The following is a 12,741-nucleotide window of genomic DNA, read 5'->3' as shown; positions in this document are numbered from 1 at the left end:
GGCGCGGGTGCGCGGGCGCGGCGCGGGCGGTGCGGTGGGATGCGGTGCGGGCGGTGCGGTGCGGGCGGTCGGGGTGCGTCGCCGGTCCAGTGCAGGCGCCCGTCCGGCGGGTGGGGGTGGTCGTACATCGACCGGCCGCCGGGGTAGTGCCCGTACGTCGCGATCAACGCCACCCCGCCCGGGTACGGCGGCTGGTGGTCGTCGACGAGGATGTGAGGTTGGTGTCGGGTTCGCGTGTGGATCGGGCGTGGCCCAGGGCGGGGGTCAGATACGCAGGCCCATCCTGCGCAGCATTTTGACCGTGTCCTCGTAGGCGCCGCGCGCGTGCCGGAGTGCGGTCTTGGTCGCTCGCAGGGTGTCGCGTGTCTCGGCTTCGTCCACCGCTTCGTCCTCCGCCGTTGCCAGGCGTGCGCGGGCCATCAGGGTGGCCGCGTGTGCGGCGGCGTCCAGGGCGTCGACGGTCAGCCGCTGGAGCGGTGCGGTGGTGGTCGTGCGGTCGAGGATCGTCTTGGATCGCATGAGGGCGATGGCCTGCGCCTCGATCACCTGCTCGCCGGCGGCTTCCCGGTACGCGGTGACGAACCGGTCCACGTGGTCGGTGTCGGTGACGTGGTGGATGAGTGCCTTCTCCGCCTCGTGGGTCAGCAGGCCCAGGAGGAACGGCAGGTCCGCGTCGGACGGCTGGTGGTCCGGCTCGGGGACGATGCTCGCGCCCAGGGCGTGGAGCGCGTCCAGGAGCTGGTTCGGTGTGCAGCCGGTGTACTCGCCCGTCTCGATCGTGGTCATGTCCGCACAGTAGGTAGCGGACCGGCTCTCGCGGGCGCGGTCGGGGGAATGCCACCCGCTCGTGGGGCGGCGCGTGGTAGTGCGGGGTGGTGGTTCGGTCGATCCTCGGCGGTGGCGCTGTCGAGGGCCGCCGCGAATTCGACTTCGGCTGTCACTGTGCCAAGGGCCCGTGTCCAGGGGATATCCGCTGTGTCCCGGTTTCCCCCTTGACCGCCCCTTGACCATCGGGTTCGTCCGGATTCGCGTCACAGGCGGGCGGTGCGGAGCGGTGCGGCGATCGGTGCGCACTCGGTGCGCGGTGCGGTATCCGGTGGGCGGCGGTGCCGCCGTGCGCGGTGCGGGACACTGCGCGGGTGACTCGTCGACGCCTGGGCACCGGGCCCACACCCCCACCCTCCGCCGCACCGAACGCCGGTGACGACGTCGCTCGGCTCACCATCGCGGCCCGCGCCGCCACCACACCCCGAGGCACCGGCGACGCCGGGACGGAACACCGTCGGGCGCGCCGCTCGCTCGGACGGGGCGGGGCCGGGGCGGGAGACGACGGCGAAGCGGGCGGTTGAGCGTCACCCGGGCCGCCCTCGGCGTTGGTGATGGTTGAGACGGCAGCCGCAGGGCCGGCCGGGCGGCGGGGATGGATTGGTGTTCTCTCCACACACCCATATACAGGCTGCGCGCCGGGCGGGGTGCACATCACGCCCCGACCAGCGCGAACACCGCTACACGCCCCGTCGGTTCCAAGCGCGACGGGGCAAGCGACGGGCCACGCGACGGGGCAGGCGACGGGCCGAATGATCGGCACCGTCGCTGTGTCGGTGTTCTTGCGTAGGGTGCCGTGTGTACGCGAGGGCGCCCGGCCACCACATTTGGCCGGGCGCCCTTGTGTCGTCAGCGCCCGGTCTTCATCCGTTCGAGGACGGCGTCGAAGACTCGGGGGTCACTGTCGTCGGCGAAGGCGGCCAGCAGGTGGGCCAGGACTTCGTTGCGCGGGATGCGCCCGCGGTCGAGCCGGTCGGCGAGGGCGACCGCGCGCCGGTCGACGTCCCGCTTGAGTGCGGGGGGCAGCGCCGTGGACGGCGGGGGTGCCTGTGGCTCCGTGCCCTCGATGACGCCCTGGAGCGCTTGGGCGATGGTGGCCGGGTCTTCGTCGCTTATGGTCAGGTCGCCCGGGAGCAGTGCGAGGGTTTCGCGGAGTCGGCCGGCGGTGACCTTGTCGGTGCCGACGGTCTGGGCGACGAGTTCGTACACGCCGATCGCGGCCGTGAGGCCGTGTCGGTTGCGGAAGGGCAGGAGTTCGCGGACTTGGCCTTCGGGGGCTTTGTGGCCGCGGGCGTTGAGGATCTCGCCGAGTTCCCAGCCGGCGCGGAGCTTGCTGCATCGGGACCGGCTGATGCCGTGTTCGGTCTCGGCCCATTCTTCGATGGTGTGGTAGCAGCGGTCGGGTTCGAGCTTGTGGGGGAGCCTTCGGAACAGGCGACCGCAGGCGATGGTGTCGAGGGATTTGCCGGCGATCCAGTAGGCGGTGGAGAGCAGTTCGACGCCGGCGACGCAGTCGGCCAGGCGTGCGTGTTCCTCGGCCGTGAGGTCGCCGGTGCCTTCGGGGTCGACGGGGTCGGGGACCTTGTCGAGGCCGGGGCGGGCCGCTTCGACGGCGGCGGCGACGCGTTCGGCGATGGCCTGCCCGGTGGAGGCGTGGCGCTCTTCCTGGATCCGTGTCTCGGTCAGGGTCAGGCTGGTGGCGGCGGCGGTGGACGCCTCGTCGTCGTCCCAGCCGTCGAGTTCGTATTTCTTCGTCTTCGTCATGCGGCGGTCACCAGGCCCGCGTTCGCGGCGATGGCGCGGAAGAAGCCGGCGGTGTCGGACTTGGGCCGGTAGGACTCGACGGGCAGGCCCTGGTGGCGGGCCTCCTTGAGGTCGGAGGAGCGGATGGGGATCTCGCCCAGGAGCGGGATGCGTGGGTGGTTGCGGAGTTGCTTGTAGACGGCGGCGTCGAAGGAGCCCATGGGTTTCATGACACGGCCGATGACCATGCCCAGGACCGGGAGGGAGTCGGCGGGGCGACTGAGGAGGTTCAGGATCTTCTTGTGTTGGGCGATCTGCATCTTGACGGCCTTCATGGCCCACTCGTCGACGTCGACCATGATGATCGCGGCGTGCGCGGCGGCGGTCTGGGCGTCGGTGTCGGTGTCGAGGGCGGGACGCATGTCGAGCAGGACGAAGTCGTACTCGTCGACGAGGCGGCCGAGCATGCGGGCGTAGAGCTGGAGGGCGGCGCCGGTCTCGCGCAGGCGGGACGGCAGGAGGTACATGTCCATGCTGGCGGGCAGGACGTCGATGTCGTCGACGCGGGTCCTGGCCACAAGGGGGCGTGGGTCGGAGCCGTCGACGACGACGGTGGCCTGGGTGGGGCCCTTCTCGTCGTCGAGCAGGGCCACCTTGAAGGCGCTGGTGGCGTTGCCCTGTGGGTCGCAGTCGCACACCAGGACCCGCGACCCGTTGCGGGCGAGTGCTCCGGCGAGGTTGATCGTGGCGGTGGTCTTGCCGACGCCGCCCTTCTGGTTGCACATGGCGATGATGCGGGCCTTTCGGCCTTCGCCGTCGCGGGGGGCCGGCAGCCCTGGTGTTTCGGCGAGGGGGCCCGCCGTGGTCTCGGTCATGGCAAGGGACGATAACGAGACCGTCGGGTTGTTCCGGCCATCACACCCGATATCCACCCGGGACGTCGGCTGTTCGCTTCCTTGCGGGTGCGGGGTGTCCCGCTCTTGTCCAAGATCATTCTTCCCCAATTGGGGAAGAATGATCTTGGACAAGAGCCGGCCCGCCGAACCGTTGCGGACGACCGGACCCGAACCGCTGGCATTCGAACACGATTCAAACGACGAGTCCCGCCCGCGGGGCTCGGTCCCCGCAAGGGGTCCGGCGGTCTACGGCGGCGCGCGGCCGAGCGCAAGGGGCCCGCGCATAGGGGCGGCCCCTCCCTCTTCCTCGGTCCGGGACCAATTGGTCCCGACGACCGGACGCTCTACCTGCGCCATGGGACGGGTCAGGGCGGCCCTTGGAGCCGGACGACGGTGACGACCAGGACGCCGGCGGAAACCACGTACAGGGTGACGCAGCCGCCGACGAGGGCCTGTCGGGTGTCGTTGTCGCGTACCGCGCGCGAGCCCGAGCCGTAGGGGTCGCGCGCCAGGGACGCCATGCCGGCGTCGAACCGGCGGCGTTGGTCGGGTGGGAGGGCGTCGCGACTGGCGCGGGCGATGTCGCCGAACTGGACGCGGTAGCTCACCGGCTCGGGTCCGCCGACTCGTAGTCCAGTTCCTCGGGCGTGAGTTCGCGGGCCGCGGTCGGGTCGCCGGCGCGGATCCGGGCGATCAACGCGTCGTCCTCGTCGCGGGCGGCCTTGGGCAGTCCCCACTGGGCCGCGATCAGCGCGACGTGCTCCAGCGGGGCCTGGGCGATCGCGCGGTCGAACTCGTCGCGGGTGTCGTCGTCGGGCAGGCCCGCACGGATCCCGCCGATCGTGCCGGGCAACTCGACGCGCTCGCCTCCTATGTGGGTGACCAGAACGTGCTCGGCCATCGCGGTTCCTTCCGTCGTCGTCGGATGGGCCGCCCCCAGTGTGCGCCCGGTACCGGGTGACTCGACAGGGCGCGCGGGGCGGCGCGCGGGCGACAAAAGCGCTCGCGGGGATCCGCCGCAAACAAAAAAGGGCGGCCCCGACCCGGGTCGGGGCCGCCTCGTGGGGTGGCTCAGAACAGTGGATCGTGGGTGATCTCGATCTCCAGGCGCTCCACGACCTGGAGGGCGGCCCGCTTGGCGCAGGGCGGGCACAGGTGCCGGTGGGTCGAGGCGAGCCAGTCGTCGGCGAGCAGCGTCGGCACCCACGCGGCGGACGCGGCGGCGCTCTCCAGCAGCAGGCAGTCGACGTCGCCGTCCGGTGTCGCTTGCTCGTACAGCGCGCCGCAGCCGCGCCCGTCGCAGGCGATCGTGAAGAAGGTGCGGGGCTTCAGACTCATGTCGCTCCTCGAGGCGCGGCACGGTGTCGGTCGCCGCGCCCAGGCCGGGCCGGTGGTCCGGGTGTGCGGTCCGGGCGCCGGGCGGCGGCGCGGTCGGGTGTCGCGCGGTGCGATGCGGTGGTCGTGGCGGTGTGTCGGGCGGTGCGGCGTGCCGCGCACACCGGGTGGCACGGCCGCCCGCGCGGGGAGCGGCTGCGGGTGTGGGCGGCGCACAGGTCGCACGGCATCTCGGCCGGGGCGATCAGCCACCGTTCCGGCAGCGGTTCGCACACGTGCGCGCGCCACTGTTCGGCGAGTGCGGTGATCTCGTCCGGGCTGCGGGTGACGGTCGAACGACCGTCCCCGCAGCCGTTGCAGAACCACGCCGCGCGGCCGGTGTCGAGGCGGTCGCGTGGGGTGGTGATCCGCATCGACCCGCGCTCCCAGGTGGTGGGGAGGGTGTACGTCGTCATCGGACGCCCTTGCGCAGCTCGGCGCAGGTGCCGGTGGTGTGCTCGACGCCGGCGGGGGTGTCCCAGCGGGGCGGGGCGTTCTCGGGGGTGAGGGCTCGGATCCGGTCGGCTCCGGTGTCGGAGGTGATCCACAGGTGGCCGCGACCGTCGATGTAGAGGGTGCGGGTTCCGACGACGGGGCGCGGCACGGGCGAGGCGGCCGTGTCCGGCCGGACGGTGGTCTCGGGGTTGGTGACGGGTGGACGGTGGTGGGTGGTGACGGTCACGATGGGTTCTCCTCCTCCGCGCCTTGGCGCGGTGGTCGAGGGCCCGGGACGGTCGCGCTCGTTTGGTCGCGGTGTGGCGGCCGTCCCGGGGCGGATTCAGCGGTAGCCGTATGCGGTGGGGCCGGCGCCCTGGGACACGGCACGGATGGTGGCGCGCAGGCCGGCGGCCTCCTCGCGGTGGGCGGCCTCCATGCGGGCGTACAGGGCCCGGGTCTCGGGATCGGCGGTTCGGTCGTTCGCGGTCCGGTGGGCGGTGCTCGCGGCGGCGTCGAAGCGGGTCACCGCGGCCTCCATGTCCCGGATCTTCTGCGCGCGTTGGGCGGGGGTCCAGGTCATCGCTCGCCCCGATACTCCGGGCTGATGAGCAGCGGGTTCACGATGTCGGGGCCGGCGGGCCGGGGATCGCTCTCGGTGTCGTGGACCCGGGAGGGCAGGACGGCCCGGTGGACGTCGCGGTGCTCGACCACGGCCAGGAGGCGGCCGTCGGCGAGGGCGGCGGCCACGGCGCGGGCCATACCCACTGCCCTGTGGCGACCTCCGGTGCATCCCGTGGCGACGACGAGCGGGCCGCCGATCGCGGCGTACAGCTCACGCACGGTGCGGGCGGTCCACACCGCGCAGGCACGGACGCCGGGGGTGTCCAGGACGTGCGCGTACACGTCCTGGTCCAGGCCGGTGCGCTCGCGCATCGCCGGGTCCTGGTGGGGATTGCGGAACCTGCGCCTCAAATCGACGGTCAGGTCGGCGGCCGGGGCGGGTCCGTGGCCGTAGCCGAAGGACACGATGCGGATCAGGCCGTGGGGGGTGTGCAGGTTGTTCGTCAAGGTCTGCTCCTTGGGTCAGTGGATGGTGGAGGCGAGGGCGGCGGCGGCGTAGACGGCGACGGTCGCGGCGGTCGCCAGAAGCCCGATCCGGACCAGCGCGTATTTGCGGACCGCGATCCGGGTGAGGTCGGTCAGTTCCGCGGCGAGGGCGTCGGGCCGCTCGGCCAGGTCGACCAGGTCGAGGACCAGGGCCGGGTCCGCGTCGGCGAGGGCGGTCCAGGTGCCCTGGGTGCGGGGCAGCAGGACCAGGCCCAGGAGAGCGGCGGACGCGATCAGCCCGACACCGACCAGGACGGCCGCCGCCGCGGGCAGCGACCCAAGGCCGGCGGACGCGAGCCCCAGGCCCGCGAGCACCAGAGCCGCTTTCTGGTCGGCCGCGCGAATGTTCGCGGTGGCCTCGGCGATGCGCCGGTGTACCGGCGTGGCGGTGCGGGTGGGGTCGTTCACGCCTCGTTGCCGCCGTTCGCGCGGCGGCGGTAGGCGTCCAGCACGTGCTTCGGGACGATGCCCCGGGCCGGGCACTCCAGACCGGTACTCGCCGCCCACGCCCGCGCCCGGCGGCCCTCCTCGCGCCGCTGCGCCGGGCCGGGGTCGACGGTGGGGACGCCGGTGAGGGCGGCAGCCGAACCGGTGCCGTTCTTGGCGGCGCGCAGGCCCGCCTCCGCGCGGGCGAGCAGCAGTTGGGCCTCGATCAGGCGGGCCTGGGCGGCGTCGACGGCCCGGGCGCGGGCGCGGTGCTCGGCGAGCCTGGCCAGGCCCTGCGCGGTGCGCTCCGCCAGGGTCCGAATCGTGGCGGTGGGGTGCGCGGCTCCCCAGGCGAGCAGTGCGTCCACGTCCAGGACGTCGTCGTGCGCGTCGATGCTCTCCGGGTCGGTGGTGTCGATGACGGGCTCGGGAACGATCTCGATCACAACGGTTCCTCTCCTCGTGCGGTGGTCGGGGGTTGGGCTCGTGCGCCCACGGCCCGGACCGCGCCACCGGCGCCGGGGCGCGGGGGTGCGGTCGGGACCGTGCGGGCAGGGGCCTGGCGGCGTGGCCCTACCGCCGCGCGGGCGCCGGGTCGGTGACGTCGTCGGTGTGTCCGGGGTCGTCGCCGAACAAGTCGTGGGGCGCGCGGTCGATCGCGTGCACGGTGTCGATGCAGTCCGTGCAGGCGGGCGCGATCCGGCCGCCGAAACACCCGGACGTGCAGATCGTGTCGGCCTCGTGGCCGTACTCGCCGTGCCACCGGATCCACGCGTCCAGTTCGGCGCGCAGGCCCGCCACCACCAAGCGCAGGTCCGCGTGGTCCAGGACCACGGTCGGGGTGGGCGCCACCGCGCCGGTGGGGCCGTCCTGGGTGCACGAGCCGTGCAGGCTGCGCACCGACGGCACGACCCGGTGGCCGGTGTCGACCCAGGCGCTCTCGGCGGTGGGCCGCGCCTGGAGAACGTGGCCACCGTCGTGCGGGGCCCGGATCCAGCGCAGCGCCGAGGCCGGGTCCACCTCGCGGTACAGCGCCACCGTTTCGTCCTGCGCCTCGGTCAGGCCGGTGTACGGGTCGAGTTCCACGACGCGCCCGGTGGCGCCGGGCACGAGCGCGGACCACGTCCACACGGTGCGGCGGTCGATCTCCGACCGCATCGCCGCGCGGGCATATTGGGCCACGATCAGGCGATCGAGATCATGCGCCACCGCAGCCGCAGCCGCAGCCGGGGTCGAGGTCGAGGTCGGGGTCGAGGTCGGGGCCGGGTGGTGTCCGTTGGTGTGCACGGGTGTGCTCCTGTCGGTCGTCGGGGTGGGGCCGCTCGTACGCCCGCCCCGCCCGAACGTTTCGGGCGGGGCGGGCGGGGTGGGGTGGTCTAGTCGGCGGGGCGGGCGGGGACGTGCCTGTCGGCGCAGTCGTCGGCCCAGCAGCGGTGGGTCCAGCAGGTGATCCGGTCGTCGCCGTGCATCCCCGCGTCCTCGAGCTCGTTGTCGCGCGTGATCGCGGCGGCCAGTCGGGGGTTCGTGCCGGGGTTCGTGTTCTTCGTGTGCTCGGACATGGGTCGTCGTCTCCTGGTTGTCGGGTCGGGTGGGTGGTCGGGTGTCGGGCTACAGCGCGGTGAGGGTGTGGACCGGGATCTCGTAGATGTCCACGGCGTCCTTCACGTCGTCCCAGGTGTCGGGGGCGTAGCGGACGTGGACCACGCGCATCGCGATGCCGTCGCGGCCGGTGGCGTCGTGGACGTGGACGGTGTGGCTTCGGCGGGCGCGGCGGATCGCGGCGCGGGCGGCGGCGATGCGGATCTCGATCGGGGCGTAGACGCGGGTGTCGAGGCGGGTGTGGACGATGACGTGGCCCTCGCGCGGGCCGACTCGGCGCAGCCGGTCGGTATAGGCGCGCCGGGCCTCGGTCAGGGTTTCGACGTGGGTTCGGATGGTGTCGGTGCTCATGGCGGGTGTCCTTCGGTGTCGGGGGTTGGGCTCGTGCGCCCACGGCCCGGACCGCCCGCGCCGTGGGGAGGGCGAGGGGCGGTCCGGACCGTGCGGGTAGAGACCGGCGGGGTCTACCGCCACGCGGGCGACGGGTCGAAGTCGTCGCCCGCGTGGCCGGGGCCGTCGACGCAGGGCTGACACAGGCCGTGGCGGCGGGAGATGCAGTAATCCCGAACCGCCCGACAGCCGGGGCAGGTTCGGCGCGCGAGCATCGCGGCGGCGAGGGCCCGGGCGCGGCCGGGAGTCATCTCCCGGACCGGCAGCGCGCGGTCGACGTCGTAGAGGTAGGCGACACGCTGCCCGCCCCACCACCTGATCTCGGCGACGGGTTCCTGCCCGCCGGGCCGGAGCGCTTTGGCCCTGAGTTGACGGCGGGTCAGGAGGTGTCGGGGGGCGTGGTGGTAGGCGTAGACGTCGGTCACCGGGCACCGCCGTCGGCGGTGAGGTACGCGGCGGCGTCCGCGCGCCGTCGGGCGGCGTCCGCCCGGTGTTCGGTGCTCGCGCGGGGGTCGCTGATGCGCAGCAGGACGGCGTGGGCCTCGTGGATCTCGGCGGATCTGATGCAGGCGTCGGCGGCGCCTTCGGCCATGACGCGCCGCCAGTGGGTTCGGTCGAATTCGGGCATGCGTCATCACTCCAGCGGCAATGGGATGGTTCGGGCGGGTCGTGCGCCCGCGGCTCCGGCCGCTGCGTGAGCGGCCGGACCGTGGAGACAGGAACCGTCAGGCGTCGCCGCTAGGCGGGCGCCGGGTGACGAGCAGCAGCGTCAGGACGGCGATGCCGGCCAGGACGGCGGCGAGGGCCCACAGGAGGTCGGCTCCGGCGGCGATGCCGGGGGCGGCGGCGCCGATGCCGTAGCCGATCCCGGCGGCGGCCGCGCCGATCCCGGCGCCCGCGACCGCGAGCTCGATCGCCCACTGCGGTGCGGCCGTTCGCTGCGCGGGGGCGGCGGGGTGGGTGGTGGTGATCTCGTACGGGGCGCCGGCCGGGTGTGCGGGGACGGTGCCGGTCGTGGTGGCGGGGACGGTGAGCCAGGCGGGGGTGACGACGCCGTCGGCGGTGGTGATGGTGACCACGGCGGTCGTGGTGGCGGTGGTGGGGTCGGTGGGCGGCACGGTTCGGCTCCTGGAATGTGGTGGGTGGTCAGACCGTGGTGTGTTCGCGGATCGCGGCGAGGACGTCGCGGGAGGACCGCGCGGGCGGGGCGGGCGGGGTCGGCGGGGGAACGTGCGCGGCCGCGGCCGGGGTGGGTTGCTTCTTCTTGCCGCGTGGGCGGGGCCCGTGCTCGTCCTCGTCGTCGGTCTCGACGGGTTCGGGCCGGTACCAGTCGCCCCACAGGTCGAGCTGTTCGAGGGAGGTGATCTCGTGGGCGGTCAGGTGGTTGACCGCGTCGGGGAAGATCTCGGCGACCGCGCCGGGGGTGTTGAAGTCGGCGAGGAGGGTGCGCACGAGGGTGGCCCGGCCGCCGTCGAGGACGACGATCGCGACGCCGCCGGTGCCGACGCCGTTCTCGGGGTCGGCCTCGCCGGTCATCGCCCGGTCCAGGACACTGCCCTCGGTCACCGCGTACCGGGCCGGGATCGTCGGGGCGTCGTGGGCGTCGGTCATCGCGTCGCCGATGGCCTTGCGGGTCGCCCCGTTCGAGCCCATGTTGAAGATCAGCGGGCGGCTGTTCATCCGCATGTTGTCCTTCAGCTCCGTGCTGAAGCCGCCGTCCACCCACGGGTTCTGGCCGGCGACGTACAGGCCGACGCCGTACTTGAGGCCGGTGAGCACGAGGGCGTCGCCCAGGGCCTGGATCTCCTGGCCGTACGTGGCGTCGCGGGTCGCGGCCACGTACTCGTCGGCGTAGACGCTCATCAGCTTGTACGGGCACCGCGGGTCGCCCGGTTTGAAGTCGTGCGGCTTGCCGTCGTGTTCCCAGGGCATCGACGCGCGGATCTCGCACAGCGCGACCGCCGCGCGGAGCATGCGCAGCATCCACAGGACGCTGTTGCCCTGGCGGTCGATGTGCTCGGCGAGGGTGTCGGTCTTCTCGTCCCGTTTCGCCGAGGCGAGCCACACCACGCCGCCGGCGAGGGACTGCGCGGCCATCGCGATCGCGAAGTACTGGGTCTTGCCGCTGCGCGTGACGCCCAGGATCAGGCCGTGGCAGGCGGCGTTCTTGTCGGCCTGCCACACGAAGTTGCGTACCGGCTGTCCGGTGTAGGAGTAGCCGCACACGAACATGCCCCGCTCGTCGGGCGTCAACAATTCGCGGGTGGCGGGGAAGATCTTCGACAGCGGCGGTTCGTCGAAGACGCTCACCAGGAAGCGGTGGTCCTCCTTCAGGAGGAACACTCTGCTGTCGTCGTGCGGGATTTCCAGTCCCCGGCACAGGCGGGCCAGGTCGACGCGGGGCTCGTCGACGGCGTCCGCCATCTCCGCCCGGTACAGCGTCACGCGGCGCTTCTCGTCGCGGCGGATCTCCTTGAGGACCGATCCCGGGGCGCCGCCGCCGGCCCGGCCGATCCGGTCGACCCAGCGCTCGGTGTCGGTGGGTGCGGCGCGGCGGCGGGCGCCGGCCTCGGGGGTGACGTGGATCTCGCGCCATCCCGGGCCGCCGTGCCGGCCGTTCTGGTGCGGCACCTCGGCCAGGGTCACGTCCCGTTCGTGGACGCCGAGGGCGGCGGCGACGCCGGCCTCGGTCAGTCCGGTGATGGGCCGGCCGGGTTCGCTCGCGCGGACCAGGAGGCTGGCGTCGTAGGTGGTGCCGTCGTGGCGTCGCGCGCCGACGACGTGGGTGCGGGCGGGGTTGCCCGCGGTCTCCCACAGGGTGCGGATGCCGCGCGTGAACGGGTCCGCGCCGTCGTCGACGGCAGGGGCCTCGCCGACGGGCGGTGCGGGCGGGCGCAGCGGCGGGGCGGCGAGGGCGGGTCGGCGGCGGCGGGTGGTGCGGGTCAACGGCAGCACGACCGCGCCGATCGCGGCCCAGCCGGTGGCGATCAGCGCGTCCCATCCCCAGCCGGGAGTGAGGAGCGCGGCGACGTCGACCGCCAGGGCCGTGGACAGGGGGGACCAGCGCACGATCGCGCGGCCGGCGCCCTCGGCGCGGTCGACCGCGCGCCACGTTCCGGCCGCGCCGGCCACGCCGGCCAGGACGAGCACGCTGTGCGTGACACCGTTCGGCGCGGTGTTGGGGGCCGCGGCGAGCACGGGCGCGGCGGCGGCGTAGGCGAGACGTTCGAGGGTGACGAGGCGGGACACGACGGGGTCTCCTTCGGGGCGGTTCGGAACGAGGCGGGGCGGGGCCGGGAGGGACGGCGAGGGGCGGCCCGCGTGTGCGGGCCGCCCCTCGAGGACGTCGCGCCGGTCGGCGCGGCGGGTCCGGTCAGTCGTTCGCGAAGAAGCCGGGCTTCGGCGTCCTCTCGCGGCGGGTGGTGCGGATCTCGTCGAGGACGCCGTACAGCGCTTGGTGCGCGGCGCGGGTGGTGCGGGTGCCCTGGGTGACGTCGCCGGCGGCGTCGTCGAGGGCGTTGACCGCCGGTGCCGCGCTGCGCAGCGCTTCTTCGACCAGGCGGGTGAGTTCGACGTGGGCGCCGTCGAGGCCGGCGTGTTCGATGGCGTCGGCCAGGTCGGCCGCCTCGGCGGCGGTGGCCACCGTCCGTCGCATCAGCTGCTCGATGTCGCCGGTGACCCTGTTCATCGAGCGTTCCAGGGTCGACAGGTTTTTTTGCAGTTCGCGGTAGCCGGCTGCGGCGTCGCTCGCCTGGCTCGCGCGTTGGGCGATCTCACTCATGCGCATTCCCTTTTCGGTCGGGGGTGGGTGTGCGGGGGGCGGGTCGGGTCAGTCGTGGTGGGCGGCGGCGGAGGCGTGGGTGAGGCCCGCGTCGCGCACGGCCTGCATGTCCGCGCCGTAGACCCGGGCGACGTGCTGCGCCGCCAGGGCCGCGCCCTCGGC

General features: G+C 73.6%; 21 protein-coding genes. 1 reads left to right on the top strand and 20 read right to left on the bottom strand.

Annotated features, from left to right (window positions below):
- Nucleotides 1-264 precede the first annotated feature (264 nt).
- Nucleotides 265-786: a hypothetical protein gene (locus GT354_RS48800; RefSeq protein ID WP_161364516.1), complete on the bottom strand. Its 522-nt coding sequence runs from the start codon at nucleotides 784-786 to the stop codon at nucleotides 265-267.
- A gap of 353 nt (nucleotides 787-1,139) precedes the next feature.
- On the opposite strand from GT354_RS48800, the gene GT354_RS48795 reads away from it, so the two are divergent.
- Nucleotides 1,140-1,349: a hypothetical protein gene (locus GT354_RS48795; protein ID WP_161364514.1), complete on the top strand. Its 210-nt coding sequence runs from the start codon at nucleotides 1,140-1,142 to the stop codon at nucleotides 1,347-1,349.
- Between the two features lie 325 nt (nucleotides 1,350-1,674).
- Here GT354_RS48795 and GT354_RS48790 read toward each other — a convergent pair whose 3' ends face one another.
- From GT354_RS48790 to GT354_RS48700, 19 genes are all read right to left on the bottom strand, one after another.
- Nucleotides 1,675-2,589 (bottom strand): hypothetical protein, encoded by a 915-nt coding sequence (locus GT354_RS48790; protein ID WP_161364511.1) that lies wholly within the window; start codon nucleotides 2,587-2,589, stop codon nucleotides 1,675-1,677.
- Entirely contained in the window at nucleotides 2,586-3,443 is an 858-nt protein-coding gene (locus tag GT354_RS48785; RefSeq protein WP_161364509.1) for a ParA family protein, read from the bottom strand. Before GT354_RS48785 ends, GT354_RS48790 begins: the two co-directional genes overlap by 4 nt.
- Nucleotides 3,444-3,829: 386 nt before the next feature.
- Nucleotides 3,830-4,072, bottom strand: coding sequence for a hypothetical protein (locus GT354_RS48780; protein ID WP_161364507.1), 243 nt, complete (start codon nucleotides 4,070-4,072; stop codon nucleotides 3,830-3,832).
- A complete protein-coding gene (locus GT354_RS48775; RefSeq protein WP_161364505.1) occupies nucleotides 4,069-4,365 on the bottom strand; it encodes a hypothetical protein in 297 nt (98 codons plus the stop codon). Before GT354_RS48775 ends, GT354_RS48780 begins: the two co-directional genes overlap by 4 nt.
- 170 nt (nucleotides 4,366-4,535) lie before the next feature.
- Nucleotides 4,536-4,802 carry a hypothetical protein gene (locus GT354_RS48770; RefSeq protein ID WP_161364503.1) on the bottom strand — a complete coding sequence of 89 codons (267 nt, stop codon included), beginning with the start codon at nucleotides 4,800-4,802 and terminating at the stop codon, nucleotides 4,536-4,538.
- Nucleotides 4,799-5,254 (bottom strand): hypothetical protein, encoded by a 456-nt coding sequence (locus tag GT354_RS48765; protein WP_161364501.1) that lies wholly within the window; start codon nucleotides 5,252-5,254, stop codon nucleotides 4,799-4,801. The genes GT354_RS48770 and GT354_RS48765 overlap by 4 nt, the downstream gene beginning before the upstream one ends.
- Nucleotides 5,251-5,520, bottom strand: coding sequence for a hypothetical protein (locus GT354_RS48760; protein ID WP_161364499.1), 270 nt, complete (start codon nucleotides 5,518-5,520; stop codon nucleotides 5,251-5,253). Before GT354_RS48760 ends, GT354_RS48765 begins: the two co-directional genes overlap by 4 nt.
- A gap of 96 nt (nucleotides 5,521-5,616) precedes the next feature.
- Entirely contained in the window at nucleotides 5,617-5,856 is a 240-nt protein-coding gene (locus GT354_RS48755) for a hypothetical protein (protein WP_161364498.1), read from the bottom strand.
- Nucleotides 5,853-6,344, bottom strand: a complete 492-nt coding sequence (locus GT354_RS48750; protein WP_237536206.1) for an RNase adapter RapZ — start codon at nucleotides 6,342-6,344, stop codon at nucleotides 5,853-5,855. Before GT354_RS48750 ends, GT354_RS48755 begins: the two co-directional genes overlap by 4 nt.
- Before the next feature lie 15 nt (nucleotides 6,345-6,359).
- Nucleotides 6,360-6,791 (bottom strand): hypothetical protein, encoded by a 432-nt coding sequence (locus tag GT354_RS48745; protein ID WP_161364496.1) that lies wholly within the window; start codon nucleotides 6,789-6,791, stop codon nucleotides 6,360-6,362.
- Nucleotides 6,788-7,255 carry an Lsr2 family protein gene (locus GT354_RS48740; protein ID WP_161364494.1) on the bottom strand — a complete coding sequence of 156 codons (468 nt, stop codon included), beginning with the start codon at nucleotides 7,253-7,255 and terminating at the stop codon, nucleotides 6,788-6,790. The genes GT354_RS48745 and GT354_RS48740 overlap by 4 nt, the downstream gene beginning before the upstream one ends.
- Before the next feature lie 127 nt (nucleotides 7,256-7,382).
- Entirely contained in the window at nucleotides 7,383-8,096 is a 714-nt protein-coding gene (locus GT354_RS48735; RefSeq protein ID WP_161364492.1) for a hypothetical protein, read from the bottom strand.
- An 89-nt stretch (nucleotides 8,097-8,185) separates the two neighbouring features.
- The gene (locus GT354_RS48730) at nucleotides 8,186-8,368 is read right to left on the bottom strand and encodes a hypothetical protein (RefSeq protein ID WP_161364490.1); all 183 of its coding nucleotides are present in this window, start codon (nucleotides 8,366-8,368) and stop codon (nucleotides 8,186-8,188) included.
- Between the two features lie 49 nt (nucleotides 8,369-8,417).
- The gene (locus GT354_RS48725) at nucleotides 8,418-8,759 is read right to left on the bottom strand and encodes a hypothetical protein (RefSeq protein WP_161364488.1); all 342 of its coding nucleotides are present in this window, start codon (nucleotides 8,757-8,759) and stop codon (nucleotides 8,418-8,420) included.
- A gap of 113 nt (nucleotides 8,760-8,872) precedes the next feature.
- Entirely contained in the window at nucleotides 8,873-9,223 is a 351-nt protein-coding gene (locus GT354_RS48720) for an RRQRL motif-containing zinc-binding protein (protein ID WP_161364486.1), read from the bottom strand.
- Complete coding sequence (locus GT354_RS48715) at nucleotides 9,220-9,426, bottom strand: hypothetical protein (RefSeq protein WP_161364484.1); 207 nt, start codon at nucleotides 9,424-9,426, stop codon at nucleotides 9,220-9,222. Before GT354_RS48715 ends, GT354_RS48720 begins: the two co-directional genes overlap by 4 nt.
- A gap of 97 nt (nucleotides 9,427-9,523) precedes the next feature.
- Entirely contained in the window at nucleotides 9,524-9,916 is a 393-nt protein-coding gene (locus tag GT354_RS48710; protein WP_161364481.1) for a hypothetical protein, read from the bottom strand.
- Nucleotides 9,917-9,944: 28 nt separating this feature from the next.
- Complete coding sequence (locus GT354_RS48705) at nucleotides 9,945-12,047, bottom strand: chromosome segregation protein ParM (protein ID WP_161364479.1); 2,103 nt, start codon at nucleotides 12,045-12,047, stop codon at nucleotides 9,945-9,947.
- A 124-nt stretch (nucleotides 12,048-12,171) separates the two neighbouring features.
- On the bottom strand, nucleotides 12,172-12,579 hold the full coding sequence (locus GT354_RS48700) for a conjugal transfer protein TraB (protein WP_161364477.1): 408 nt from the start codon (nucleotides 12,577-12,579) through the stop codon (nucleotides 12,172-12,174).
- Between the last annotated feature and the right edge of the window lie 162 nt (nucleotides 12,580-12,741).

It is taken from the genome of Streptomyces sp. SID3343 (assembly GCF_009865215.1).
Classification (GTDB): Bacteria; Actinomycetota; Actinomycetes; order Streptomycetales; family Streptomycetaceae; genus Embleya.
This window is presented reverse-complemented; position numbering and strand designations above follow the sequence as displayed.